23 protein-coding genes are annotated in these 24,918 nt (G+C 68.0%); 8 read left to right on the top strand and 15 right to left on the bottom strand.

Annotation, left to right across the window (positions count from 1 at the left end):
• Positions 1-5 precede the first annotated feature (5 nt).
• From bamB to surE, 14 genes are all read right to left on the bottom strand, one after another.
• Positions 6-1,163, bottom strand: coding sequence for an outer membrane protein assembly factor BamB (gene bamB / locus G4D77_RS25110; protein ID WP_154833800.1), 1,158 nt, complete (start codon positions 1,161-1,163; stop codon positions 6-8).
• A gap of 20 nt (positions 1,164-1,183) precedes the next feature.
• Positions 1,184-1,867 (bottom strand): YfgM family protein, encoded by a 684-nt coding sequence (locus G4D77_RS25105; RefSeq protein WP_016447557.1) that lies wholly within the window; start codon positions 1,865-1,867, stop codon positions 1,184-1,186.
• Between the two features lie 70 nt (positions 1,868-1,937).
• Entirely contained in the window at positions 1,938-3,197 is a 1,260-nt protein-coding gene (gene hisS, locus G4D77_RS25100; RefSeq protein WP_212646543.1) for a histidine--tRNA ligase, read from the bottom strand.
• Positions 3,198-3,381: 184 nt separating this feature from the next.
• Entirely contained in the window at positions 3,382-4,665 is a 1,284-nt protein-coding gene (gene ispG / locus G4D77_RS25095; protein WP_213757752.1) for a flavodoxin-dependent (E)-4-hydroxy-3-methylbut-2-enyl-diphosphate synthase, read from the bottom strand.
• Positions 4,666-4,667: 2 nt separating this feature from the next.
• On the bottom strand, positions 4,668-5,630 hold the full coding sequence (locus G4D77_RS25090) for a RodZ domain-containing protein (protein WP_016447560.1): 963 nt from the start codon (positions 5,628-5,630) through the stop codon (positions 4,668-4,670).
• On the bottom strand, positions 5,623-6,483 hold the full coding sequence (gene pilW / locus G4D77_RS25085; RefSeq protein ID WP_174538864.1) for a type IV pilus biogenesis/stability protein PilW: 861 nt from the start codon (positions 6,481-6,483) through the stop codon (positions 5,623-5,625). Before pilW ends, G4D77_RS25090 begins: the two co-directional genes overlap by 8 nt.
• Before the next feature lie 28 nt (positions 6,484-6,511).
• Positions 6,512-7,636, bottom strand: coding sequence for a dual-specificity RNA methyltransferase RlmN (gene rlmN, locus G4D77_RS25080; protein ID WP_154833799.1), 1,125 nt, complete (start codon positions 7,634-7,636; stop codon positions 6,512-6,514).
• A 92-nt stretch (positions 7,637-7,728) separates the two neighbouring features.
• Positions 7,729-8,154 (bottom strand): nucleoside-diphosphate kinase, encoded by a 426-nt coding sequence (gene ndk / locus G4D77_RS25075; RefSeq protein WP_016447563.1) that lies wholly within the window; start codon positions 8,152-8,154, stop codon positions 7,729-7,731.
• 124 nt (positions 8,155-8,278) lie between these two features.
• On the bottom strand, positions 8,279-9,676 hold the full coding sequence (locus G4D77_RS25070; RefSeq protein ID WP_074920964.1) for a pseudouridine synthase: 1,398 nt from the start codon (positions 9,674-9,676) through the stop codon (positions 8,279-8,281).
• On the bottom strand, positions 9,673-10,590 hold the full coding sequence (gene scpB / locus G4D77_RS25065) for an SMC-Scp complex subunit ScpB (RefSeq protein WP_061287452.1): 918 nt from the start codon (positions 10,588-10,590) through the stop codon (positions 9,673-9,675). Before scpB ends, G4D77_RS25070 begins: the two co-directional genes overlap by 4 nt.
• A 110-nt stretch (positions 10,591-10,700) precedes the next feature.
• On the bottom strand, positions 10,701-11,789 hold the full coding sequence (locus G4D77_RS25060; RefSeq protein ID WP_016447566.1) for an RluA family pseudouridine synthase: 1,089 nt from the start codon (positions 11,787-11,789) through the stop codon (positions 10,701-10,703).
• Positions 11,789-12,700, bottom strand: coding sequence for a peptidoglycan DD-metalloendopeptidase family protein (locus G4D77_RS25055; protein WP_016447567.1), 912 nt, complete (start codon positions 12,698-12,700; stop codon positions 11,789-11,791). Before G4D77_RS25055 ends, G4D77_RS25060 begins: the two co-directional genes overlap by 1 nt.
• A 13-nt stretch (positions 12,701-12,713) precedes the next feature.
• The gene (locus tag G4D77_RS25050; protein ID WP_016447568.1) at positions 12,714-13,502 is read right to left on the bottom strand and encodes a protein-L-isoaspartate(D-aspartate) O-methyltransferase; all 789 of its coding nucleotides are present in this window, start codon (positions 13,500-13,502) and stop codon (positions 12,714-12,716) included.
• Positions 13,499-14,302: a 5'/3'-nucleotidase SurE gene (surE, locus tag G4D77_RS25045; RefSeq protein WP_016447569.1), complete on the bottom strand. Its 804-nt coding sequence runs from the start codon at positions 14,300-14,302 to the stop codon at positions 13,499-13,501. Before surE ends, G4D77_RS25050 begins: the two co-directional genes overlap by 4 nt.
• A 117-nt stretch (positions 14,303-14,419) precedes the next feature.
• Between surE and G4D77_RS25040 the strand changes: the two genes are divergently transcribed.
• From G4D77_RS25040 to G4D77_RS25020, 5 genes are all read left to right on the top strand, one after another.
• Complete coding sequence (locus G4D77_RS25040; RefSeq protein WP_016451285.1) at positions 14,420-15,400, top strand: NADPH:quinone oxidoreductase family protein; 981 nt, start codon at positions 14,420-14,422, stop codon at positions 15,398-15,400.
• Between the two features lie 58 nt (positions 15,401-15,458).
• Entirely contained in the window at positions 15,459-17,057 is a 1,599-nt protein-coding gene (locus G4D77_RS25035) for a GGDEF domain-containing protein (protein WP_016451284.1), read from the top strand.
• Between the two features lie 60 nt (positions 17,058-17,117).
• Complete coding sequence (locus G4D77_RS25030) at positions 17,118-18,752, top strand: alkaline phosphatase D family protein (RefSeq protein WP_154833798.1); 1,635 nt, start codon at positions 17,118-17,120, stop codon at positions 18,750-18,752.
• A gap of 137 nt (positions 18,753-18,889) precedes the next feature.
• Entirely contained in the window at positions 18,890-20,119 is a 1,230-nt protein-coding gene (gene gltS / locus G4D77_RS25025; protein WP_016447573.1) for a sodium/glutamate symporter, read from the top strand.
• 23 nt (positions 20,120-20,142) lie between these two features.
• Positions 20,143-21,756 carry a phospholipase D family protein gene (locus G4D77_RS25020; protein WP_154833797.1) on the top strand — a complete coding sequence of 538 codons (1,614 nt, stop codon included), beginning with the start codon at positions 20,143-20,145 and terminating at the stop codon, positions 21,754-21,756.
• Positions 21,757-21,772: 16 nt separating this feature from the next.
• Here the strand turns inward: G4D77_RS25020 and G4D77_RS25015 are convergent, their stop codons facing one another.
• On the bottom strand, positions 21,773-23,095 hold the full coding sequence (locus tag G4D77_RS25015) for an NAD(P)/FAD-dependent oxidoreductase (RefSeq protein WP_154833796.1): 1,323 nt from the start codon (positions 23,093-23,095) through the stop codon (positions 21,773-21,775).
• A gap of 397 nt (positions 23,096-23,492) precedes the next feature.
• On the opposite strand from G4D77_RS25015, the gene G4D77_RS25010 reads away from it, so the two are divergent.
• The 3 genes from G4D77_RS25010 to G4D77_RS25000 are packed head-to-tail and all read left to right on the top strand — an operon-like array spanning position 23,493 to position 24,909.
• On the top strand, positions 23,493-23,768 hold the full coding sequence (locus G4D77_RS25010) for a ParD-like family protein (protein WP_016447576.1): 276 nt from the start codon (positions 23,493-23,495) through the stop codon (positions 23,766-23,768).
• Positions 23,765-24,571, top strand: coding sequence for a type I methionyl aminopeptidase (map, locus tag G4D77_RS25005; RefSeq protein WP_154833795.1), 807 nt, complete (start codon positions 23,765-23,767; stop codon positions 24,569-24,571). Before G4D77_RS25010 ends, map begins: the two co-directional genes overlap by 4 nt.
• A 2-nt stretch (positions 24,572-24,573) precedes the next feature.
• Positions 24,574-24,909 carry an SMR family transporter gene (locus tag G4D77_RS25000; RefSeq protein WP_012206837.1) on the top strand — a complete coding sequence of 112 codons (336 nt, stop codon included), beginning with the start codon at positions 24,574-24,576 and terminating at the stop codon, positions 24,907-24,909.
• The last annotated feature ends 9 nt before the right edge of the window (positions 24,910-24,918 follow it).

Raw genomic sequence — 24,918 nt, 5'->3', positions numbered from 1 at the left:
ACCTATCAATCCGGCCGGAAGCCGTACACAGTTCCGCTGCGGCTTACCACCACCAGCGTATTGGCAGCCGATACCGGGGGCGAGGCCACACCGGAGTCGTCCGTCTTCAATCGTGCCAGCGCCTGTCCGTCCGTCTTGGACAGCAGGTGCACCACACCATAGTCATCACCAAACACCACCGAACGGCCCAGCATCAACGGCGCCGTCAGGCGGCGGTGCTGCAACTGGTCGATGGACCACACGCGCGAGCCGTCGCCGCGGCGCCAGGCCTGGACGGTGCCATTGCTTTCGGCGCCGAACACGGTCTCGCCATCGCCGTCGATGCCGTCGGCACCCTTGGACGGCTGGGTCCAGCGCACCGATGCATTTTGCGTATCCACACAGCCCACGGCAGCCTGGAAGGCGCGCGCGCAGACGCTGTCGCCGACACGGCTGACGCGGCCGACGAGGTCCACCAGGCGCTCCACGTCATTGGTGCCGCGCGGGCTGGCCAGCGGGGCCTCCCAGCGCACGGCACCCGTGTCGGGATCGATGCCCACCATGCGGCCCGACAGGCCGGCCACCAGGGTGTTGCCCACGGCGATCAGAACGCCGGGCTGGCGCAGCACCAGCGGTTCGCCAGGGCGCTGCGCGGTCCACAGCTTGCGGCCATTGCCGGCATCGAATGCGGCCAGCGAGCGGTCGGCCGCCAGCACGAAGACGCGGCCGCCCGCCACCAGCGGCGGCGTGTAGGCGGCTGCGGGCAGCGGCTGCTTCCACAGCTGCTTGCCTTGCGAGTAGACGATGACCTGGTTGCTGCGCGTGAGCACGGCCTGGCGCTGGGCGTCGCCACCCACGCCGGCAGTCAGCGGCTCGCCAACGGTGAAGCGCGACAGCTGGCTGCCATTGCGCGCATCGAGGGCCGTGACGCTGCCGTCCTTGGCCGCGATCAGCAGCGTGTCACCCTGCACATGGATGTCGGTGGCCAGCGGCACTTCGGCGCCCAGCTTGGCCGTCCAGGCCTGGTGCACTGCCAGCAGGCCGGGGTTGGCCCCCAGTTCCTTGGGCTTGGGCTTGGTGTCGCTGCTGAACCACGAGGAGACCGTGGAGCAGCCGCCCAGGGCACCGGCCAGCAGGCCCAGAGCCATCCAGCGCGCAACGCCACGCGGGCGCGAGATTGCCATCAGTTGATCTGCCGAAGTTTTCAAGGTTGCTTCTCCGAGGTCGAAGTCTTGGCCTGTGCCAGCACGGTGGGCGTGGCGCCCAGGGCGTTGAGCTTGAATTCGATCAGGCGTCCGTAGTCCACGCCCTTGTCCAGGAGCGCATGGGCGCGCTGGTAGGCGTCGATGGCCTCGGCCGTCTTGCCCTGGGCCGCAAGAATGTCACCGCGGCGGTCGGCCACGATGCCGGCGAAGGATTCGGGCATGCTGCCATCCAGCGCCTTCAGGGCTTCGTCGTACTGCTTTTGCTGCTCCAGCACGGCGCTCAGGCGCAGCTTGGCCAGGGCCTTGTAGCCTTCGTCGCCCTTGTCGGCCACCCAGGTCAGGGCTGCCTTGGCATCATCGAGCCTGCCTTCGTCCACTGCAGCCTTGGCCAGCAGCAGGCCGGCCTGGGCTGCCTGCGTGGTGCCGGCGTACTTGTCCTTGAGATCGGCAAAGGCCTGGCCGGCGCGCGCCGCATCCTTGCCTGACAGCGCCACATCGACGGCATGCGCCAGAGCGGCAGCCTGGGTGGCCTGGCGCTTTTCCCAGTACTGGTAGCCATTCCAGCCGGCAAAGCCGACAAAGATGACCACGAGCACACCCGTGATCAACGTGCCCCAGGTATTCCAGAAATGCTTGAGCTGCTCTATCTGCTCTTGTTCTTCGAGATCGAAATGGTTTGCCATGAATCGCCTGTGTCGCCTTGTGTATGGAGGACGCCGCTGGAGCGGTGGCCTGGAAAGCTGCGGATGACGGTCAAACCGCCGATTGTAGGGTGGCAGCCCATTGGGCCGCATCGGCCAGGGCTTGCTGCACCTGCTGGCCCGTGCCGTCGCGCAGCGACTTGACGGTGACCAGGCCCTGCTGCAGCTCGTCGGAGCCGAAGATCAATGCGAAATGCGCGCCACTGGCGTCGGCCTTCTTGAACTGCGACTTCATGCTGCCCAGGCCTTCGGCGCTGGCCGCATGCATCTGCACGCGCACGCCGGCCTCGCGCAGTTGCTGCAGGGTGCGCAGGGCCACGGGCATGGCCGACACGTCGGGAACGATGGCGTAGGCATGCAGCGTGGGCGCGGGGATGTCGGCGCCCAGCTCCTTGACGAGCTCCAGCACGCGCTCCACCCCCAGCGCCCAGCCCACGGCCGGCGCGCTCTTGCCGCCCACCTGCTCGATCAGGTAGTCGTAGCGGCCGCCGGCGCAGATGGTGCCCTGCGCGCCCAGCATGTCGGTGATGAACTCGAACACCGTGAGGTTGTAGTAGTCCAGGCCGCGCACCAGGCGCGGATTCACGGTCCAGGGCACGCCATTGGCGTCCAGGATGGCCTTGAGTCCGTCGAAGTGGGCCAGCGAGCCCTCGCCCAGGAAGTCCAGCAGGCGCGGCGCGCCGTTGACCATGGCCTGCATGGCGGGATTCTTGGTGTCCAGCACGCGCAGCGGGTTGCTGTACATGCGGCGCCTGGCCTCTTCGTCCATCACGTCCTGGTGCTGCTCCAGGTAGGCGATCAGGGCCTGGCGGTGGGCCTGGCGCTCCTCGGGCTGGCCCAGGCTGTTGATTTCCAGGCGCCACTGCGTCAGGCCCAGCTGCTTCCACAGGGAGACGGCCAGCAAAATGAGCTCGGCATCGACATCGGGGCCGGCAAAGCCCAGGGCCTCGGCACCGATCTGGTGGAACTGGCGGTAGCGGCCGCGCTGCGGGCGCTCGTGGCGGAACATGGGCCCCATGTACCACATGCGCTTGCCGCCGTCGTACAGCAGGTTGTTTTCGATGGTGGCGCGCACCAGGCTCGCCGTGCCTTCTGGGCGCAGCGTCAGGCGCTCGCCATTGAGCTTGTCCTCGAAGGAGTACATCTCCTTTTCGACGATGTCCGTCACCTCGCCGATGCCGCGCACGAACAGTTGCGTGTGCTCGACGATGGGCGTGCGCACGTTGCGGTAGGCAAAGCGCGCCATCAGCTCGCGCACCTGCGCCTCCAGCCATTCCCAGCGAGCGGACTCGGCGGGAAGAATGTCGTTCATGCCTTTGACGGCGGAGAGTTTTTCGGGTTTGGCCACGTTGTTCTCGTTCGATGAATGCTCGGAAACAGGAGCGGACCCCGCCTTTTGCGCTCCATGCCCCCACGCGCATTCCGCGTGAGACCCCATGAAACAAAGCGTGGTGTGCTATCTATTTTGCAATAACTGCAATGCCTGGCGCAGCCGCTCAGGCGGGTGCGGCAGCGGTGGCGCCATAGGTGCGCGCCACATAGTCTTCGACCAGGGTCTGGAATTCCTCGGCAATGCGCTCGCCGCGCAGCGTCAACGCCTTCTCGCCGTCAATGTAGACGGGGGCAGCGGGCGCCTCGCCCGTCCCGGGCAGGCTGATGCCGATATTGGCGTGCTTGCTCTCGCCAGGGCCGTTGACGATGCAGCCCATCACGGCCACCTTCATGGCCTCGACGCCGGGGTACTTCATGCGCCACAGCGGCATCTGGCCGCGCAGGTAGTCGTCGATGCGCTTGGCCAGCTCCTGGAAGGTGGTACTGGTGGTGCGGCCGCAGCCAGGGCAGGCCGTGACGCTGGGCACGAAAACGCGCAGGCCCAGGGCCTGCAGGATTTCGGAGGCAACCACCACTTCCTGCGTGCGCGCCTCGCCGGGCTGGGGCGTGAGCGAGACGCGGATGGTGTCGCCAATGCCTTCCTGCAGCAGCACGGACAGCGCGGCAGCCGAGGCCACCGTGCCCTTGGTGCCCATGCCGGCCTCGGTCAGGCCCAGGTGCAGCGCATAGTCGCAGCGCTGCGCAAGGGCCCGGTAGACCGAGATCAGGTCCTGCACGCCGCTGACCTTGCACGACAGGATGATGTTGTCGCCGTTCAGCCCCATGGACTCGGCCAGGCGCGCGGAATCGACAGCCGAGGAGATCAGCGCCTCGAACATGACCTGGCGCGTATCCCAGGGCTGGGCGCGGCGCGAGTTCTCGTCCATCAGGCGCGCCATCAGCTCCTGGTCCAGCGAACCCCAGTTGACACCGATGCGCACGGCCTTGTCGTAGCGGGCTGCCGCCTCGATCATCTGGCCGAACTGCTTGTCCTTTTTCTCGCCCTTGCCGACGTTGCCGGGGTTGATGCGGTACTTGGACAGCGCCTCGGCGCAGGCCGGGTATTCGGTGAGCAGGCGGTGGCCGTTGTAGTGGAAGTCGCCCACCAGCGGCACGTACTCGCCCATGCGGTCGAGCTGCTCGCGGATGTAGGGCACGGCAGCGGCTGCCTCGGGCGTGTTGACGGTGATGCGCACCATCTCCGAGCCGGCCTGGGCCAGCTGGCGCACCTGTATGGCCGTCTCGACCGCGTCCACCGTATCGATGTTGGTCATGGACTGCACGCGCACAGGCGCATCGCCGCCCACGGTGACGACATTGTTGCGCCAGACCACGCGGGCCTGGCGGGACTTGCGCGGCAGCGGCGAGGCAATCGCTATCGGCTGCTGCGTGGATAGGAAATCTTGCACGGTCACTTCACCTCAAAGCGGGCCACGTTGTCACGGGTGGTCTTGGCCACTTCCAGCAGCTCACCACGGACGCGCACTTCGGTGCCGCTGGCATTGCCGACGATGACAGACAGCGGCAGCGCACCTTCGGCGCCAACCGACTCACCTGCCGCCAGCGTCTTTTGCAGCACCACGCGGCCGTTGGCATCCTTGACCTGCACCCACGATTGTGCGCTGGCCTTCATGACCAGCACGCCACCAGGCGTTTGCGCGGCCTGGGTTACAGGAGTCGCCGCTGCGGCATCGGCGGGCACATCGCCAGGCACGCCGGCTGCGGGAGCCGCTGCTGCAGGCGCCTGGACGGCTGGCGTGGCTGCAGGCGCTGCAGGCGCCGCCCCTTCGGAGGCTGGCGCCGTCACTGCGGGCGCCACAGGCTCCTGGGCAGCCACGGGCTCGGACACGGTTGCGGCCGGCGACACCAGGGCAGCGGCGTCGGAAGAGCCGGCCTGCGGCTCCTCGGCATCGCCTTCGTGCTTGGGCAGGAAGTACACGGCGGCGGCGGCCGCCAGCAGCAGCAGCACGATGATGGCGACCTTGCGCGAACCGTTTTCGCGGCCCAGCGGTGTTCCGGTGGCCTTGAAGGAGCGCTCCTTGAACGTGGCATTGATGCTGCCGCGATCATCGGCCAGGCTCTTGAGCTGGGTGCGCGGCAGCAGGGCCAGCACCGAGGCCGAGTCCACGCGCAGCGTGCGGCAGACGCTTTGTGCCAGGGCCCGCATGAAGACATGGTCCTGGAAGGCGGCATAGTCATCCGCCTCGAGGGCCTCCAGCTTGGGTGCCGGCACCTTGAGCGCCGCCGCCAGTCCGGCCAGCGACAGGCCTGCCGCCTCGCGCGCCTGGCGCAGCAGCGTGCCCGCCGTCATGGAAGTTTTGGCGTTCTCGCCTTGCGTACCTGCTTCGTCATGCACCGCCAACACCTCACTCATTGAATGCTCCACGCTCGTAGGCCAGCCATTGGCGGGACTCCGGGAAGCGCTGGTGCAGCTGGTCGGCCAGCTGCCGCATCGCTGCAGATTGCTGCAGCGCCCTCTCTATCTTGATGCCCAGCCACAGGCTTTCCGCGTTGGACTGGGGGCTGCTGTTGAGGCGGCGGATATAGAACTGCGCCCTCTTGGCGTCGCCCCCCTGCAGCATCACATTGCTCAGGTGATAGGCTATCACCGGGTTGGCGGCATCGAGTTCATAGCCCTTGAGCAGCGCCTGCTGGGCCTCGACCAGCAGACCGGCCTGCTGCAGGCACAGCCCCTTGGCCATCCATGTCTTGGGACGCTCCAGGTAGCCGGGCTGGGCCAGTGCCTTGTCCAGCCATTCCTGGGCCTGCACATACTGCTTGCGCTGGCACAGCAGCCATCCGTAGTTGTGCTGCAGGTCACCGTCCTGGGGGCGCAGCGACATGGCCTTGCGCAGGCTGGCATCGGCCTGGTCCCAGTCCTGGTTGCGCATGTAGATCAGGGCCAGCAGTCCATAGCCATCGGCGGAACCGGGGTCGGAGGCCAGCGCCTGGTTTACCTCTTCCAGGGCCACATCGATGCGGCCGGCCTGGAAGTAGGAAGCCGCCAGCTCCAGGCGAATGGCCGCGCGGCGACGGGGATCGACCTCGGCGGCCGAGGCCATCGAGGCATTGGAGACGGACGAAGCATTGCCGGAGCCTGAATTCGCCGAAGGCACCAAAGGTTGCTTGCCGGCGCAGCCGGCCAAGGCAAGGACCAGCACCGGCACTGCCCAGCGCATGCATCCACCGATACCCCCCGATCGCAGCCGCCGAGCCACTGACTTCATGAACTGTCCCTTTGTTCCGTAGGTCCTCTCAAGGCATCTGCTTGAGAACAATGGTGCGCTGCTTTGCCATGCGCTCGGCAGCGCGCGTGCGGTCCTTGACATCGCCAGCCAGCTGTCCGCAGGCTGCGTCGATGTCGTCGCCACGTGTCTTGCGCACCGTGGTCACAATGCCGGCATTGCTCAGCAGGCTGGCGAACTCCGTCACCCGCGCTGCAGGTGAACGCAGCAGGCCCGAGGCCGGGAAGGGGTTGAACGGAATCAGGTTGAACTTGCACCAGCTGCGGCCGTCGCCACGTGCGCGGACCAACTCTATCAGTTGGCGCGCATGCTCGGGCTGATCATTGACGCCATCGAGCATGCAATATTCGAACGTGATGAAATCACGCGGCGCGAACTCCAGGTAGCGCTCGCAGGCATCGAGCAGCTCGTGGATGGGGTACTTGCGGTTCAGCGGCACCAGCGGGTCGCGCAGCTCGTCGTTGGGCGCATGCAGCGACACGGCCATGGCCACGGCGCAGTCCTGCGACAGCCTGTCGATCATCGGGACCACGCCCGAGGTGGACACGGTCACGCGGCGGCGCGAGAGGCCGTAGCCATGGTCATCCAGCATCACGCGCAGCGCCGGCACCAGGGCCGTGTAGTTCTGCAGCGGCTCGCCCATGCCCATCATCACCACGTTGGAGATGACGCGCTCGCCACCCGTGCCCAGGCGCTTGCGCAGCGCATGCTCGGCATACCAGAGCTGGGCCAGGATCTCGCCCGTGCTGAGGTTGCGGCTGAAGCCCTGGTGACCCGTGGAGCAGAAGCGGCAGCCCACGGCACAGCCGGCCTGGGACGACACGCACAGCGTGCCCCGGTCATCTTCGGGAATGAAAACGGATTCGACGGCATTGCCGTCCCCCACGTCGAACAGCCACTTGACCGTTCCATCGGCAGACACATGCTCGGTCAGAACCGGCAGGGCCGTGATGTGGGCACGCGCCTTGAGCTTTTCGCGCAGGGACTTGGCCAGATCGCTCATCTGGTCGAAATCGCTGGCGCCTCGCTGGTGGATCCAGCGGAACAGCTGCGTTGCGCGGAAACGCTTCTCGCCGAGCTGTTCGCAATAAGCGGCCAGTCCGTCGAGATCAAAATCTAGCAAATTGGTATTCATGTCGGCAGGCCGGTGCCACGCCGCTCTCGGCTCTTCCGCGGCAGGCATGGCCTGCACCGGACAGACCATGACGGCCGCGGAAGACGCGGGGATCAGCGCGAGTAGACGTTCATGCCGGGGAAGAAGAATGCCACTTCCACGGCTGCAGTTTCAGCGGCGTCAGAGCCGTGCACGGCGTTGGCGTCGATGCTGTCGGCGAAGTCGGCGCGGATCGTGCCCTTCTCAGCCTTCTTGGGGTCGGTGGCGCCCATCAGTTCACGGTTCTTCAGGATGGCGTTCTCGCCTTCCAGGGCCTGGATCATCACGGGGCCGGAGATCATGAAGTCCACCAGGTCCTTGAAGAAGGGACGCTCCTTGTGGACGCCGTAGAACTGCTCGGCTTCGCCGCGCGACAGGTGCACCATCTTGGCGGCGATGACCTTCAGGCCGGCGGCCTCGAAGCGAGCGTAGATCTGGCCGATCACGTTCTTGGCAACGGCGTCGGGCTTGATGATGGAAAGAGTGCGTTCGATGGCCATTTGAATGGTTCCTAATCAGGGTTACTATGGATTTTTGTCAATTGGACAAAACCGTTGATTCTAGCTGTGCCATCAAAGTCCTTGATGACATGGTGCTGCCAAAGGGGAGGCTGACCGCCGTATTTCAGCGGCGCCCTCCCGGCTTGCGCTTGGCGTTCTGGCGTGCACGCGACAGGCTGTCGGAGCCGATGTAGCCCACCGATGTACGCATCGGATCGGGCTGCTGGCTGCCACCTGTCTTGCCACGCCCGCCTGCACCGCCCTGCCCTCTGCCCTGGCCGCCCTCCGCCTTGCCCCCCTTGGCAGCGGGCTTGGCACGCGGGCCGTCCAGCATGGCATTGGGTGCCGGGCGATTGCCGTCGAAATAGCGGCCGCCGCCTTCGCGGCGAACGGTGTTGCGGTCGGCCGGGCCACCACGGCGGCCTCCGGCCGCGGGCTTGGGTGCAGCAGGCGCACGCGCCTGCATGCCTGCCGCGGAGGCCAGGGACTGGATGTCGGCCTGGTCCAGCTCCACCCAGGCGCCGCGCTTGAGGCCGCGCGGAAGCACCATGGCGCCATAGCGGATGCGGATCAGCCGGCTCACGGCATGGCCCACCGCCTCGAACATGCGGCGCACTTCGCGGTTGCGGCCTTCGGAAATGGTCACGCGGTACCAGCAGTTGGCGCCTTCGCCGCCGCCATCCTCGATGGAGCCGAAGGCGGCCACGCCGTCTTCCAGCTGCACGCCATCGGTCAGGCGCTGCTTTTCTTCCTTGCTGAGCGCGCCCAGCACGCGGGCCGCGTACTCGCGCTCCAGACCGAAGCGCGGGTGCATCAGGGAGTTGGCCAGTTCGCCCGAGCTGGTGAACAGCAGCAGGCCTTCGGTGTTCAGGTCCAGGCGGCCAACGGACTGCCATTTGCCATGCTGCAGGCGCGGCAGCTTGCGGAACACCGTGGGGCGGTTCTGGGGATCGTCGTGCGTGACGACTTCACCCACGGGCTTGTGGTAGGCGATGACACGCGCCGGCGGCGGATCGATGCGAAAGCGGATGGGCTGGCCATTGACCTTGATCTGGTCGCCGAACTGGATGCGCTGGCCCACGTGGGCAGGCTCGTTGTTGACCGAGATGCGGCCTTCAAGAATGAGCTGCTCCATTTCAAGGCGCGATCCCAGCCCGGCCTGGGCCAGCACCTTGTGCAGCTTGGGCGAATCGACCTGGGGCAGCAGCACGCGCTTGGCAGGCGCGGCATCGTCGCGCTCTTCGGCGGCGTCGAGCTCGCCCGAGATGACGTCCGCAAAACCGTAGCCTTCGGCAGACCCTGAGTCGCTTGACTCTGATGCATCAGCCGTCACCAGCTCCTGCACGGTGTCTTCGGCAGGCACCGCCTCGGCGGCCGGGCGCGGCTTGCGCGCAGGCCTGGCGCCAGGCCGGGACTCGGCCTTGGGAGCGCGCGAGCGCGCGGGGCGGGCCTTGCGCTGTGCGCCAGCCTCGTCGGACGCCGGCTGGGCGTCCTGGTCCTTGGAGATATCACTACCCGTCATGGCTTTCCTTCTTCGGCCTGCAGTGCAGCGCCGTCCGTATCCGTTGTGTCTGTCGTATCCGCGGTGTCCGCTTTTTCCGCTGTGTCTGCGGTCTGCGCAGCTTCTGCGGCACTCGCGGCATCTGTCCCATCCGGTGTCTCAGGCTCGCCCGAGGGCGCCTCTGGCAAGAGAGCGGCAAGGGCGTTGTCCTCACCGTCCTCGACCAGCTCCGGCAGCTCCGTCTCATCGGCCTGCAACGGCACCTGATCCAGCAATTCCTCGCCCACGTCCTGCGCGCCGATGACTGGCGGCACTTCGTCGGGACCCCAGCCTTCGGTCGGCGGGGCGTCACCGGCTGGCGCACTCTCTTGCACCTCAGGCTCGCCCGACTCCTCCAGCGCCTTGAACAGGCTTTGCTGGGATTCGGGCTCCTCAAGCATGGGCAACTGGTCCAGCGACTGCAGGCCCAGGTCGTCCAGAAACTGGCGCGTGGTGGCAAACAAAGAGGGCCGGCCCACGGTTTCCCGGTGGCCAATCACCTCGATCCAGCCCCGGTCTTCCAGTTGCTTGATCAGCAGGCTGTTGACCGTCACACCGCGTATGTCCTCGATATCACCGCGCGTCACCGGCTGACGGTAGGCGATGATGGCCAGCGTCTCCAGGGTCGCACGGGTGTAGCGTGGCGGCTTTTCGGGATGCAGCCGGTCCAGGTACACCCGCATCTCGGGCCGGCTCTGGAAGCGCCACCCGGACGCCACCTGCACCAGCTCCACGCCCTTTTGCGCCCAGTCCTTCTGCAGGTCCAGCAGCAGGTCCTTCAGCGTGTCGGAGCCCAGCACGTCATCGAACAGCGAGCGCAGCTCACGCAGCGTGACAGGCTGCGGCGCGCAGATCAATGCAGTTTCCAGGACCCGCTTGGCATCTACCGTATTCATGGCTCAGCGTCTCGGGAACAAAGGCGCGCGTGCCACCAGGGGTGGCAGCCAGGGTGCGCCGAATCAAAGAAGAGGAAGCAAGCGCTCCACAGATGCCATGCGAGAGATGGTCAGAGGCTTTCGGCGGGATTGTAGCTCAGCCCCCAATTTTCCAGCGCCTGCGCCATGTCGGCGGGCAGCGGCGCATGCAGCACCAGGGCCTGGCCCGTCATGGGATGGGTGAAGGCCAGCCGGAAGGCGTGCAGGGCCTGGCGCGTCATGCCGCCAGCGTCCTTGCCGCCGTAGACGGCATCGGCCACCAGCGGATGACCCAGAGAGGCCATGTGCACGCGGATCTGGTGGGTGCGGCCCGTATGCAGCGTGCAGCGCACCAGGCTGACCTCGTCGTTGCCGGCCAGCAGGTCGATGTCGGTGCGCGCGGTCTTGCCCGCATGCTGGGCCAGGTCGACCACGGCCATGCGCAGGCGGTTGCGCGGATCGCGGCCGATGGGCGCATCGACCTCGCGGTGCTTGCGCGGGCCCCAGGCCTTGTGGGCCAGCGCCAGGTACTGCCGGCTGACATCGCGTGCGGCGATCATGGCCACCAGCGCATCCATGGCGGCGCGGCTGCGCGCCACGACCATGAGGCCGCTGGTGTCCTTGTCCAGGCGATGGACGATGCCGGCGCGCGGCACCTCGCGCGCCTTGGGGTCGCGCCCCAGCAGGCCGTTGAGCAGGGTTCCCGTCCAGTTGCCGGGCGCCGGGTGCACGACCAGGCCAGCCGGCTTGTTGACGACCAGCAGGTGCTCGTCCTCATGCACCACGTCCAGCGCCATGTCCTCGGGCTGGAAGGCCATGCTCTGCTGCGTGGGCCGCATCTCCAGCACCATGCGGTCGCCGGCCGCGACCTTGGCGGAAGGCTTGCCCAGCACACGCCCGTTGAGGGTGACCGCGCCCTGCGCAAGCAGCTGCTGCAGATAGCTGCGCGAGAACTCGGCCACGCATTCGGCCAGCACCTTGTCGGCGCGCAGGCCGTGCTGGGCGGGCGGCACGGTGATTTCGCGCAGCTCGGCGGCGGCGGCCTCGACCTCGCCACCTTCGGCGTCGGCCTCGTCCTGGTCCTGGTCCTCGACCGATTCCGGCAGCGGTTCGCCGGGCGCAGAAGAAACAAGCCCCTGCGGGGCAGGGGCTTGTCCGGTTTGCCTGGTGCTGCGGCTCATCAGCGCGAAGGCAGGTAGCGCGAAGGATCGACAGGCTTGCCCTGGCGACGCACCTCGAAGTGCAGCTTCACGCGGTCGGCGTCGGTGCTGCCCATCTCGGCAATCTTCTGGCCCTTGCGCACGGTCTGGTCCTCCTTGACCAACAGCGTCTGGTTGTGCGCGTAGGCCGTGAGGTAGGTGTTGTTGTGCTTGAGGATGATCAGGTTGCCATAGCCACGCAGGCCGGCGCCGGCATAGACCACGCGGCCATCGGCAGCGGCCATCACGGGGTCGCCGGCCTTGCCTGCGATGTCATAGCCCTTGTTGCGCGCCTCGTCGAAGCCGGCAATCAGGCTGCCCGAGGCAGGCCAGATGAAGTCCACATCGTCGGCGCCCTTGCCGGCTGCGGGTGCAGGAGCCGGTGCCGGGGTCGGCGCGGGTGCAGGCGTTGCGGTGGAGCTGCCAGACGATGCCGAGGATGCCACGGGCGGCAGCGGCGTTGCCACCACCGGCGAGCCGCTGGGCGTGGAAGAGGAGGACGAGGACGACGACGAAGAACGTGTGCTGCCACTGTCCGAACTTGCCATGGACGAGCTGGTCGGCGGCACGACGCGAACCACCTGACCGACTTCGATCAGGTTGGGGTTCTCCAGATTGTTCCAGCGCGCGATGTCCTTCCAGCTCTGGCCGGTCTCCAGGCCGATGCGGATCAGCGTGTCACCAGGCTTGATGGTGTAGTAGCCGGGCTTGCCGGCGTTCTCGACGCCGGGCAGCGGCTTGACGGCCGCCGATGGCGAGGAAGAGGTGGAAGTGGAGGTGGATGTTCCGCGGTCCTCCACGGGAGCCCTGTTCACTTGGGATGTGCAGCCTGCCAGAACCATGCCGGCCAGCACCACCGTTCCCCAAGCCCCAAGACTTCGCGATACCAACATAAGTTATTCCCTTCTAGGCGATGCCCGATTTTAGGGGGACAAAGTTCACGGCCTCCAAAATCGATTGCGTAAACCCGTGTGAACTCTTGTCAATCACCAGCAGTGCCTGCTTACCCCCCGTAACCACCATGGGCGCGACAAGCCGCCCGCCCACGGCCAGCTGGTCGCACCAGGCCGAGGGCATGCTCTCGCCGCCGGCGGCCGAGATGATGCCCGCGTACGGAGCGCCGCTGCCATAGCCTTCCATGCCGTCTCCAAAGATCAGATGGACATTGGTCAGGCGCCAGGGCCGCAGGTTGCTGCGCGCTTTCTCGTGCAGGCCGCGCAGGCGCTCGATCGAATAGACCTCGCGTGCCACGCGCGCCAGCACGGCCGCCTGGTAGCCGCAGCCGGTGCCGATCTCCAGCACGCGGCCCAGGCCCGACTTCGCGGCCTCCGAACCCAGCAGCAGCTCGGTCATGCGGGCGACCACGCTGGGCTTGGAGATCGTCTGGCCCAGACCGATGGGCAGGCTGGTGTCCTCATAGGCCTGGTTGACCAGGGCGCTGTCCACGAAGCGGTGGCGCTCCACCGCTCCCATGGCAGCGAGCACGGCCGGCGACTGGATGCCGGTGGCGGCCAGTCGCTGCACCATGCGCGCGCGCACGGCGGCCGAATCCATGCCGATGCCCGAGGGCTGTTGCGGGGCACGGGCGGCGGCGGTGGCCAGCGCGGAGCGCGCGGGCACCGCGCGCGAGGCCGGCGCAGGGTTCTGCACCGAGCGCGCCACCCACGAGGGAACTCCGGGACGGCGCTCGCTCACGGTTGCACCGCCCCGCCCTGGGCAGGCAGCACGGCCTGACTGGCCGATGCCAGCCTGGCCGCCGTCTGCGCCCAGTAGCCCAGGTTGTCATGGTCGGTCAGGTCCACCTTCAGCGGCGTGACAGACATGTGGCCGTGGGACGTGGCGTGGAAGTCCGTGCCCTCCGAGTCATCCATGGCCGCGCCTGCGCTGCCTATCCAATACATCATTTCGCCGCGCGGGCTCTCCTGGGTGATGACGCGCTCGGCCGCATGGCGGCGGCCCAGCCGGCACAGCTTGAGCGGCTTGAGCGCGGACAGCGGCATGTTGGGAATGTTCACGTTGAGCAGCCAGGGCGACAGGCCGATCAGTTCCTGCGACTGCATGTCCATGACCAGCTGGCGCGCGGCGGCGGCGGCAGCCTCGATCTCGGACCAGCCCTTGTCCACCTGGGAGAAGGCAATGGCGGGAATGCCGAAAAGAAAGCCCTCCATGGCCGCGCCGACGGTGCCCGAGTAGATGGTGTCGTCGCCCATGTTGGCGCCGTTGTTGATGCCGGAGACCACCAGGTCAGGCCGGTAGCCCAGCAGGCCGGTCAGGGCGATGTGCACGCAGTCTGCCGGCGTGCCGTTGACATAGCGGAAACCGTTGTGGGCCTGGTGCACGTACAGCGGTGCATTCAGCGTCAGGGCGTTGGACTTGGCACTGTTGTTGTGCTCCGGCGCCACCACCTCGACGTCTGCCACCGTGCGCAGCGCCTCGTACAAGGCCTGGATGCCGGGCGCCTGGTAGCCGTCGTCGTTACAAATGAGAATCTTCATGGATACAGCAGGGATTGCGGGCGATTGTAGGCGGGCGTCTCGTCGCCCGAGGGACAGGAGGCATTCCCGCCACACTCCTATCATCGGCCAGGCATTCAATCACAGGAGACAACCACCATGCACGCTTGGCTTTGCACAACGCCCACGGGCGTCGATCAACTGCAGTGGACGCAGCTGCCCACACCCGCACCGGGCCCTGGACAGGTACTGCTCGAAGTGAAGGCGGCCAGCCTGAACTTCCCCGATCTGCTGATCGTGCAGAACAAGTACCAGATGAAGCCTGAGCTGCCGTTCGTGCCGGGTTCGGAATACGCGGGCGTGGTCCAGGCCGTGGGCGAAGGCGTGAGCCACCTCAGCGTGGGCCAGCGCGTGGCCTGCCTGTCGGGCACCGGGGGCTTTGGCACCCATACGCTGGCACCGGCCGCGCTGTGCATGCCGCTGCCCGATGGATTCAGCTTCGTCGATGCAGCGGCCTTCATCATGACCTATGCCACCTCGCACCATGCGCTGATCGACCGTGGCCAGCTGCGCGAGGGCGAGACCGTGCTGGTGCTGGGCGCGGCAGGCGGCGTGGGCACGGCCGCCATCCAGATCGCCAAGGCGGCAGGCGCACGCGTGATCGCGGCAGCCTCCACCGACGAAAAGTGCGCGCTGTGCAAGGCCCAGGGCGCCGATGCCACCATCAACTACAGCCAGGGCGACCTGCGCGCGGCCATCAAGGAGGCCACCGGCGGCAAGGGCCCCGACGTGGTCTACGACCCCGTGGGCGGCGACTTCGCCGAGCCCGCCTTCCGCTCCATCGCCTGGCGCGGCCGCTATCTGATCGTGGGCTTTGCCGCTGGCCCCATCCCGGCCCTGCCGCTGAACCTGCCGCTGCTCAAGGGCGCATCGCTGGTGGGTGTCTTCTGGGGCGAGTTCTCCCGGCGCGAGCCCAAGGCCAACGCGGCCATGATGCAGGAGCTGGCCCAGTGGTACGGCCAGGGAAAGATCAAGCCCGTGATCGACCGCACCATGCCCATGGCCGAGCTGCACGCGGCCTACGCACGCATGGGATCGCGCCAGGTCCAGGGCAAGCTGGTCATGGTCAACGAGCAGTGAACCGGGCGCCGGCCATGCCACACTGGAGGGCATTGCATTCTGAAACACCTGCCCACCCATGGCCGAGCGCTCCGCTTCCGAACTGGCACGCGAAACCCTGCGGCAACTGGCGCTGAACCGCCTGCCGCCCACCCCGGAAAACTACACCCGCCTCTATGAGCAGGCAGCCGGCGAACCCGGCCCCGCCAGCTTTCCCCAGGGGCCGCTGCGCCACGTCCATGCGCTTTTGCCTGCGCAGACGCCCGGACAGAAGCGCCTGCGCGACCAGTTGGGCGCCGCCATAGAGCGCAGCGACTGGCAGGGCCTGCAGCAGGTCATCACCGCCTATGCCAACGCGGCCCTGCAGCCGCCAACCCATGAGGCCAGGCCCGTGGAATTGCCCGTGCCGCCGCCCCTGCAGGCTTTGCCCGAGGATCTGACGCAGCAGCTGGCGCGGCGCTTCGAGGCCTTCTTTGCGCTGCTGAACACCCAGGAAGCCAAGACCCGGCAACTGCATCAGCAGCTCATGGAACAGCTGCAGGCACCGCCCGTGGACGCCAAGGCCCTGGCGCGGCGCCTGCATGACCAGCACTACCAGCTGTCGTTCTCCATTGCCGACCAGCTCCAGGTCCTGCAGCTGGTGCAGGAGCTGCTGCAGACCCTGATCCAGCATCTGGCCCAGGACCCCACGCACGGCAGCTGGCTGGTGCCGCAGCTCACGGCCATCGAGCAGGCCATCACGCCGCCGCTGTCACCCGCGCCCCTGGTGGATGCGCGGCGCGAGCTGCAGACCGTGATCCACCGGCGCATGCAGCTGCAGGACGGCATGGCCGCCGCGCAGCAGGCGCTCAAGGACATGCTGGGCGGCTTCGTCCAGCATCTGGCAAAGATCACGAGCAGCAACGAAACACTGGGCGCCCGCATGGAGGAAGCCGCGCGCCAGCTGGACGGCATCCAGCGCCTGGAGGATGCCGCCCCGCTGCTGCAACAGGTGCTGGAGGCCACCCGCACCATGGCCGCCGGCAGCCGCGTGGCCCAGGAAGAGCTGCAATCGCTGCGCAGCCATGTCGATGCCTGCGAGGCGCGCATAGAGGCCCTGCAGCAGGAACTGGACGAGGCCGCGCGCCGTGCACGCCACGATCCGCTGACCGGCCAGCTCAACCGCCTGGGCGTGAGCGAGGCGCTGGACCGCGAGGTGGCGCGCGCCCAGCGCCATGGCCAGCCGCTGAGCGTTGCCCTGCTCGACATGGACGGCATGCAGGCCCTCAACGCCGAGCTGGGACATGCCACGGGCGATGCCGCCCTCATCCATGTGGCCCAGCTGGCACGCCAGGGACTGCGTCCCGAGGACGTGGTGGGCCGATACGAGGGCCAGGCCTTCGTGCTGCTGCTGCCCCAGACACCGGAGACTGCGGGCGCCCAGGCGCTGCAGCGCCTGCTGCAGTTGCTGGAGCAGACGCCTTTGCCAGCCTCTTCGCAGACGCCAGGCCAGCCGGCCCCCCGGCCATTGAGCTTCAGTGCGGGCGTGGCCCAGCTGCAAAGCCACGAAAACGGCATGGACGTGCTGCGCCGCGCGGATACAGCCATGCTGCAGGCCAAGGAGCGCGGCAAGCACAGCATTGCCACGGCATCAGGCGCACAATGGCAGCCAGTTGGAAATGCAGGCGCCGGCCTTTGATCCACCGAGGCCACGCTCCGTATCTCCCCGCTTTCTTGCGCCACCTGCCCCCGAACCGCCATGCCCCTGCCCTTCAGCGCCCCCGTCCCTGCACCGCGGCGCCAGTTTCTGGTCGCAGCGGGCCTGGCCACGGCGCTGGGCCAGTTGCCTGCCTGGGCCCGCCTGGGCGAGCGGCCTGCGCACAACCCCTTCACGCTGGGCGTGGCCAGCGGCGACCCCGAACCCGACAACGTGCTGCTGTGGACGCGGCTGACGCCACCGCTGGCCCAGCTGGGTGAGACCGACACCACGGCCATGCCTGCGCTCAGGATCCGCTGGGAGCTGGCGCACGACCCGCTGTTCCACCAGATCGTGCGCAGCGGCGAGGCCATGGCCCAGCCCGAATGGGGCCACGGCGTGCATGTGCAGGTGGGAGGGCTGGCGCCTGACCGCTGGTACCACTACCGCTTCATGCTGGGCCAGGCCGTGAGCAGCACGGGCCGCTGCCGCACGGCGCCCGCGCCCGGCAGCATGCCCCAGCGGCTGCGCCTGGCCTATGCCTCCTGCCAGCGCTGGGAGCACGGCTACTACGCGGCCTGGCGCCAGGTGGTGCAGGACGCGCCGGACCTGGTGCTCTTCCTGGGCGACTACATCTACGAGTACGCCACGCCCGCCATGACGCTGGGCCTGGCCCGCACCCACAACCTGCGGGCCGCGCAAAGCCTGCAGGATTACCGGGACCGCTACGCCCTGCACAAGAGCGACCCGCTGCTGCAGGCAGCGCACGCCATGTGCAACTGGTCCGTGGGCTGGGACGACCATGAGGTGGAGAACAACTACGCCGGCGACCAGGGCCAGGGCGATGCCGGGCGCTTCCTGGCCCGGCGCATGGCTGCCTGGCAGGCCTTCTACGAGAACATGCCGCTGCGCGCCAGCGCACTGACCGGCGCGGGCGCCCAGCATGGCGGCGGCGGGCTGCAGCTGTACCGCAGCCTGCAGTGGGGCCGGCTGGCCCGGCTGCATTTTCTGGACGGCCGCCAGTACCGCAGCGCCCAGGCCTGCCGCGCCGAGGGAGCGGCAGACAAGGGCAGCGTGCGCCCTGCGCAATGCGCAGCCCTGTCGGATACGGCGCGCAGCTTCCTGGGCTGGACGCAGGAGCAGTGGCTGTACCGCCAGCTGGCCGAAGATGCCCGCCAGCATGCAAGCGAGGGGCCGCGCTGGAGCATCCTGGCCCAGCCCACCCTGGTGTCCACGCACCGGCCGCCCTCGGGATCGCAGGCCACGGACAGCTGGGACGGCTACCCTGCCGCGCGCCAGCGCCTGGTGCGCCACCTCACGCCGGGCGCCCAGCCCACGCCGCGCAACAGCGTGCTGCTGGGCGGCGACCTGCACCAGAACTATGTCTGCGCCGTGCACGCAGACCCCGAGGCCGCGCCCGAGCGGCGCAATCCCGTCGTGGCCAGCGAGTTCTGCAGCACCTCCATCACCTCGCGCAGCGGCACCACCCAGGCCAAGGTCGATGCCATCGTCGACCACAACCCTCAGGTGCTGTACGCACGCTGCGAGGAACGCGGCTACGGGCTGGCCGACATCACGCCCGAGCGCTGGACCAGCGAGCTGCGCGCCGTGGCCAACCCGATGCGAGCCGACAGCCGCATCTACACGCTGGCCCGCTTCACCGTCGAGGACAGGCGGCCCGGCCCCGTAGCCAGCTGACAGGGCACTGACGCAGGGCACGACCAAAGGGCACTTTCAGCAGGCCTGGCAATCAGTGGCTATCCTGACATCGCCGCCCGGCATGCCGCCTATCGTATGGTGCGCTGCCTTGCCCCGCCCACCGGAACACGGAAGCCATGCACCTGACTTTCAGCGCCTACTACACCCTGATCTTCGCCGCCCTCGTCCTTTTGCTGGGCAAATGGCTGGTACGGCACCTGCGCCTGCTGCGCGAATTCAACATCCCCGAGCCCGTGGCCGGCGGCCTGGTCGTGGCCGTCGCCCTGTTCGTGCTCAACCAGACCCTGGGCTGCACCTTCAGCTTCAGCAGCGAGCTGCAGATGGCCTTCATGCTGGTGTTTTTCTCGTCCATCGGGCTGAGCGCCAATTTCGCCAAGCTGCGCGAAGGCGGCCGTTCGCTGCTGCTGTTCCTGGCCGTGGTCGCCGTCTTCATCAGCCTGCAGGATCTGGTCGGCGTGAGCCTGGCCAAGATGCTCGGGCTCGATCCGCTGTTCGGGCTGATCGCAGGCTCCGTCACCCTGACGGGCGGCCATGGCACGGCAGGTGCCTGGGGCCAGGTTTTCGAGCGCGAATACGGCATCCAGGGCGCGGTCACCCTGGGCATTGCCTGTGCCACCTTCGGACTGGTGATCGGCGGCCTGATCGGCGGCCCGCTGGCCAAGGCCCTGATCACGCGCCGCAGGCTTGCCGTGCATGACCCCGCAGCCGCCCCCGAAAAACAGCCCCCGCTGGGCGAAAGCGCAAGCCACGGCGGCTTCGAGAACCCCGAGCAGACGCGCCTGATCACCACCAGCGCGGCCATCGAAACACTGGCCCTGTTCGCGGGCTGCCTGGGCTTTGCCGAGTTCATGACGCAGTTCACCGCCGGCACCCTGTTCTCCCTGCCCACCTTCGTCTGGGCGCTGGCCGGTGGCGTCCTGATCCGCAACACGCTGGACTATGTCTTTCACTTCCAGGTATTCGACCGGGCCATCGACGTCTTCGGCAATGCCTCGCTGTCCATCTACCTGGCCATGGCCCTGCTGTCGCTCAAGCTGTGGGAGCTGGCGGGGCTGGCGGCGCCGCTGATGGTGATCCTGGCGGCCCAGACGCTGGTCATGGGCCTGTATGCCGCGCTGGTGACCTTCCGCATCATGGGCAGCAACTACGATGCGGCCGTGCTGGCCGCCGGCCACTGCGGTTTCGGCATGGGTGCCACGCCCACGGCCGTGGCCAATATGCAGGCCATCACCAACCAGTACGGCCCATCGCACAAGGCCTTTCTCATCGTCCCTATGGTGGGCGCCTTCTTCGTCGACATCGTCAATGCCACCGTGATCCAGCTGTTCATACGCTGGCTGCACTGACCACCACGAACACCGAACGCACCATGCCCCTGCTGCGCCGTGCCCTTGCCGCCACCCAGGCGCTCGTCCTGACCCTGCTGCTGGCAGGCTGCAGCCTGCCGCCCCTGGCCGGCCGCAGCGAATCCACGGCACTGCCGCCCGAGGCCGCCCAGGCCACGCTGCTGGGCCAGGCGCTGGCACCGCTGCTGGACCAGCATCCGGGGCTCACCGCAATCCACGCGCTGTCCGACGCACGCAATGCCTACGCCGCGCGCGCCCTGCTGGCCCGCGTGGCGCAGCGCACGCTGGATGTGCAGTACTACATCTGGCGCGGCGACACCACGGGCCATCTGCTGCTCGACGAACTGCGCCGCGCCGCCGACCGGGGCGTGCGCGTTCGCCTGCTGCTGGACGACGGCGGCACGGCAGGACTGGACACCCAGCTCGGCGCCCTGGACCAGCATCCGCAGATCGAGGTGCGGCTGTTCAACCCCTTTGCCCAGCGCACGCCCAAGGCGCTGGGCTATGTCACGGATTTCTCGCGCACCCAGCGGCGCATGCACAACAAGAGCTTCACGGCCGACAGCCAGGCCAGCATCGTGGGCGGACGCAACATAGGCGACGAGTACTTCGCGGCCACCGACGGCGTGCTGTTCGCCGACCTGGACGTGGTGGCCATGGGGCCGGTGGTGGCCGACATTTCACATGCTTTCGACCAGTACTGGGCCAGCGCGTCGGCCTATCCCGCGGCCAGCCTGCTGCCGCCGCTGCCCGACTATGCGGTGGCGCGCGCCTACGAGGCCCTGGCCACCGAAGTGCAGCGCCCCGAAGCCCAGGCCTATGTGCGCGCCGTGGCGCAAAGCCCGTTCACGCGCGAGCTGCTGGCCGGCCGCCTGCCACTGCAATGGGCCCGCGCCACCCTGGTCAGCGACGACCCGGCCAAGGTGCTGTGCCAGGTGCCCAAGGAGGGCCTGCTGATCACCCAGCTGACCCCGGCCATCGGCCAGCCGCAGCGCCAGCTGGACCTGGTCTCACCCTACTTCGTGCCCACCGAGGCCGGCGTGCGCGCCCTGGCCGGCCTGCGCCGCCAGGGCATTGCCGTGCGCGTGCTCACCAACAGCCTGGAGGCGACCGACGTGGCCGTGGTCCATGCCGGCTATGCCCGCTACCGGCGCCCGCTGATCGAGGAAGGCGTGCAGCTGTACGAGCTGCGCCGGCAGATCGGCAGGCAGGACGACGAACCCAGCCCGGGCCCGCGTTCGCCCGCAGCGGCATCGGCAGGGAAAGCGGGGGTGGGCTCAGGCAGCCGCCCCGGCAGCTCGGGCTCCAGCCTGCATGCCAAAACCTTTGCGGTCGATGGCGAGCGCATCTTCGTGGGCTCGTTCAACTTCGACCCGCGCTCGGCCCACCTCAACACCGAGATGGGCCTGCTGATCGACAGCCCAGAGATGGCTTCGCAGATGAGCCGCATGCTCGACCAGAGCCTGCCGTCCGCCGCCTACCACGTGCAGATCGATGCACAGGGCCGCCTGAGCTGGACCACGGAAAGCGGCACGCCGCCTGCGCCGCTCACCACCACCACCGAGCCCGGCAGCAGTGCATTCAAGCGCCTGATGCTGCGCGTGCTGGGCTGGCTGCCCATCGAGGGGCTGCTTTGATGCCGGGCCCGGCCGCTCAGTCCAGCCGGATCGACGGGCGCAGGCGCGAATTCATCAAATCGATCAGCCACAGCAGCCCGCCGCGCCAAAAGCCGTAGATGCGGGCCTGGTGCGAGCGGTACAGCATGATGTGGCTCAGCATGGCCATGCGCCCGCGGATCACGCCGCCGTTGAACAGGCCGAATTTGCCCAGCGATCCATAGGCGTCGTAATGGGCCAATGACACCAGGGCGCCAAAGTCGCGGTAGGCAAAGCCTTCGGGGCGGAAACCCGGCTCCTTCAGCAGGCGCGGCAGCGTCTCCACCAGATAGCGGGCCTGCTGGTGCGCCACCTGGGCGGTGGGCGGCAGCGGCACGCTGGCCCCGGGCAGGGTGAAGCTGGCGCAGTCCCCCACGGCGTAGACGTTGGGGTCGCTGGTCTGCAGCTGGCCGTTGACCTTGAGCTGGTTGCCTTGCGTGGTCTCCAGTCCCAGCTGCGCCAGGAAGGCCGGGGCCTTCACGCCCGCTGCCCAGACGCGCAGGCCTGCGGGGACGAACTCGCCGCTGGCCAGCACGAACCCCTCTTCGCTGGCCGACTGCACGCGGCCGTTGACGATCACCGAAACGCCCAGGGCCTGCAGCCGCAGGCGCGTGGCTTCGGAAATCTCCTCGGGAAAACCGGGCAGCAGGCGCGGCCCGGCCTCGATCAGCACGATGCCGAAGCGCGCGGCCTCGCCCAGCGCGCCGTAGGCGCGGGCGCTCTCGGCCAGCTGCACCAGCTCGGCCGCCAGCTCCACGCCCGTGGCGCCGCCGCCCACGATGGCCACGCGCAGCTGCTCGCCGCTGGTCATGCAGCGCACCATGCGCAGGCGGATCTCGCTGTTGAAGGCATCGGCCTTGCGGCGCGAGTCGATCATGAAGCAGTGCTCGTCCACGCCCGGCGTGCCGAAATCATTGGCGCCGCTGCCCACGGCGATCACCAGCCTGTCGTAGGCAATGCGCCGGCCCGGCACGATCTCGCGGCCATCAGGCGCCTCGATGGGGGCCAGCAGCACCTCGCGGGCCTCGCGGTCCAGGCCGCACATTTCGCCGGGCTGGTAGGCAAAGCTGGCGTCGCTGGCCTGGGCCAGGTAGGTGGTCTGCTGCTGGGCCAGGTCGCGCGTGCCGGCCGCAATGGTGTGCAGCATGGGCTTCCAGACATGGGCCGAATCGCTGTCCACCAGGGTCACCGAGCCGATGGCCCCCGTGCGCCCCTTGCCCAGCGCCGTGGCAATCTCCAGCCCCGCCACGCCACCGCCCACGACGACGATGCGCGCCCCGCCCGATGCCGTTGCCGAACCCGCTTCTTGTTCCTTGCCCATTGCTGCTCCCTGCCGGAAGGCCCGGCCGGCCGCACCATGCGCCGGCTTGCAGGACATTCGCTTCCAGACAGTCTTGATTCTTGTCAGTTTGGGTAGCAGGCGACTTGCTAGGGGTAAGCCCCAGATCTGCAACAGATATCTGATAGAAGACCGCCGATCACACCGAGCAGGGTCTTGTACAGGACCGCGCCGCAGGAAAAACATCACCTCTGTCGGATGGCCAGCCGGACCTGATCATTGCGCTATCAACACAAGAGCATCCGCCCCGTCCGTCACGCAGCATCGCCGACGACATGACGGCCTGCATCTGCAGGCCTGCACGAATGCCCCGCTGCCGGGCCCGCGATTTGCGATTGTCAATATACGAAACGTATATTCCCCGTATGATCGCCACCCCATGGGAATCGTCAAAATATCCGACCAATTGCACGACCAGATCCGCCTGTCCAGCGCGGCCCTGGGTCGATCCATCAACGCCCAGGCCGAGCATTGGCTGCGTGTCGGCCAGCTGGCCGAACACCATCCCCATCTCGACTACGCAGGCATCTGCGCCCTGCTGCTGCAAGAGGCCGCGGCCACGCTGAAGCTGGGCGAGCCCGAAGCGGCGCCGGCTCCCGCCGATACGGCAGCACGCCGCCCGCGCCCCGTGCGCCTGTCGGAAGGCCTGCAATGAGGGGCACCAAGCTGCGCAGCGTCCCGCTGCACGATGCCCTCGATATCGGGCAATCACGCAAGGCCGGTGGCCTGGCCGCCCGCGTCCTGCAGATGCTGGTGCCCCACGTGCAGCCGGGCGTCAGCACCGAGCACCTGGACAGGCTCTGCCATGACTTCATCGTCGACGAACTGCGCTGCGTGCCCACCAACGTGGGCTACCACGGCTTTCCGAAGACGGTCTGCACCTCGCCCAACCACGTGGTCTGCCACGGCATCCCCGACGCCCGTCAGATCCTGCGCGAGGGCGACATCCTCAATGTCGATGTGGCCGTGACCACGCCCGAGGGCTGGATCGGCGACACCAGCCGCATGTACTACGTGGGCCAGCCCTCCAACCAGGCGCGCCGCCTGGTGGAGACCACCTACGAGGCCCTGCTGGCCGGTATCCGCGCCGTGCGCCCCGGCGCCACGCTGGGCGACATCGGCCATGCCATCCAGACCGTGGCCCAGCGCGAGCGCTTCAGCGTGGTGCGCGAGTACTGCGGCCACGGCATCGGCAAGGTCTACCACGACGACCCCCAGGTGCTGCATTACGGCCAGCCCGGCCAGGGCATGGTGCTGGAGGCCGGCATGATCTTCACCATCGAGCCCATGCTCAACGCCGGCAAGGCGGCCACGCGCGAACTGGCCGACGGCTGGACGGTGATCACCAACGACAAGTCGCTGTCCGCCCAGTGGGAGCACATGGTGGTGGTGACCGACACGGGCTTCGACGTGCTCACGCGCTGGCCCGAGGGCACGGGCAGCTACGCGGCCATCTGAGCATGGCGTCCAACTACCTGTACCTGGGCCTGGCCATCGTCGCCGAGGTGGCGGCCACCTCCTGCCTCAAGCAGTCCGAAGGCTTCACGCGGCTGTGGCCCAGCGTGGTCACGGTCCTGGGCTACGCGCTGGCCTTCTACTTCCTGTCGCTGACGCTGCGCACCGTGCCCACGGGCGTGGCCTATGCGATCTGGTCGGGCGCGGGCATCGTGCTGATCTCCCTGGTTGGCTGGCTCTGGCAGGGCCAGACGCTGGACCTGCCCGCGCTGGCGGGCATGGGCCTGATCGTGGCGGGCGTGCTGGTCATCCAGCTGTTTTCCAAGACGGCCGGACACTGAGCCGCTGCC

This window comes from Delftia sp. WY8 (assembly GCF_018437695.1).
Lineage (GTDB): Bacteria > Pseudomonadota > Gammaproteobacteria > Burkholderiales > Burkholderiaceae_C > Comamonas > Comamonas tsuruhatensis.
The sequence above is the reverse complement of the archived record's forward strand: the minus strand, read 5'-3'. Positions and strand labels throughout refer to the sequence as shown.

Bases quoted from the DNA above. Each gene is read 5' to 3' on its own strand.
- bamB (WP_154833800.1), bottom strand. From the start codon at position 1,163: ATGGCAATCTCGCGCCCGCGTGGCGTTGCGCGCTGGATGGCTCTGGGC.
- G4D77_RS25105 (WP_016447557.1), bottom strand. From the start codon at position 1,867: ATGGCAAACCATTTCGATCTCGAAGAACAAGAGCAGATAGAGCAGCTC.
- hisS (WP_212646543.1), bottom strand. From the start codon at position 3,197: ATGAACGACATTCTTCCCGCCGAGTCCGCTCGCTGGGAATGGCTGGAG.
- G4D77_RS25090 (WP_016447560.1), bottom strand. From the start codon at position 5,630: ATGAGTGAGGTGTTGGCGGTGCATGACGAAGCAGGTACGCAAGGCGAG.
- pilW (WP_174538864.1), bottom strand. From the start codon at position 6,483: ATGAAGTCAGTGGCTCGGCGGCTGCGATCGGGGGGTATCGGTGGATGC.
- rlmN (WP_154833799.1), bottom strand. From the start codon at position 7,636: ATGAATACCAATTTGCTAGATTTTGATCTCGACGGACTGGCCGCTTAT.
- ndk (WP_016447563.1), bottom strand. From the start codon at position 8,154: ATGGCCATCGAACGCACTCTTTCCATCATCAAGCCCGACGCCGTTGCC.
- G4D77_RS25070 (WP_074920964.1), bottom strand. From the start codon at position 9,676: ATGACGGGTAGTGATATCTCCAAGGACCAGGACGCCCAGCCGGCGTCC.
- scpB (WP_061287452.1), bottom strand. From the start codon at position 10,590: ATGAATACGGTAGATGCCAAGCGGGTCCTGGAAACTGCATTGATCTGC.
- G4D77_RS25060 (WP_016447566.1), bottom strand. From the start codon at position 11,789: ATGAGCCGCAGCACCAGGCAAACCGGACAAGCCCCTGCCCCGCAGGGG.
- G4D77_RS25055 (WP_016447567.1), bottom strand. From the start codon at position 12,700: ATGTTGGTATCGCGAAGTCTTGGGGCTTGGGGAACGGTGGTGCTGGCC.
- surE (WP_016447569.1), bottom strand. From the start codon at position 14,302: ATGAAGATTCTCATTTGTAACGACGACGGCTACCAGGCGCCCGGCATC.
- G4D77_RS25040 (WP_016451285.1), top strand. From the start codon at position 14,420: ATGCACGCTTGGCTTTGCACAACGCCCACGGGCGTCGATCAACTGCAG.
- G4D77_RS25035 (WP_016451284.1), top strand. From the start codon at position 15,459: ATGGCCGAGCGCTCCGCTTCCGAACTGGCACGCGAAACCCTGCGGCAA.
- G4D77_RS25030 (WP_154833798.1), top strand. From the start codon at position 17,118: ATGCCCCTGCCCTTCAGCGCCCCCGTCCCTGCACCGCGGCGCCAGTTT.
- gltS (WP_016447573.1), top strand. From the start codon at position 18,890: ATGCACCTGACTTTCAGCGCCTACTACACCCTGATCTTCGCCGCCCTC.
- G4D77_RS25020 (WP_154833797.1), top strand. From the start codon at position 20,143: ATGCCCCTGCTGCGCCGTGCCCTTGCCGCCACCCAGGCGCTCGTCCTG.
- G4D77_RS25015 (WP_154833796.1), bottom strand. From the start codon at position 23,095: ATGGGCAAGGAACAAGAAGCGGGTTCGGCAACGGCATCGGGCGGGGCG.
- G4D77_RS25010 (WP_016447576.1), top strand. From the start codon at position 23,493: ATGGGAATCGTCAAAATATCCGACCAATTGCACGACCAGATCCGCCTG.
- map (WP_154833795.1), top strand. From the start codon at position 23,765: ATGAGGGGCACCAAGCTGCGCAGCGTCCCGCTGCACGATGCCCTCGAT.
- G4D77_RS25000 (WP_012206837.1), top strand. From the start codon at position 24,574: ATGGCGTCCAACTACCTGTACCTGGGCCTGGCCATCGTCGCCGAGGTG.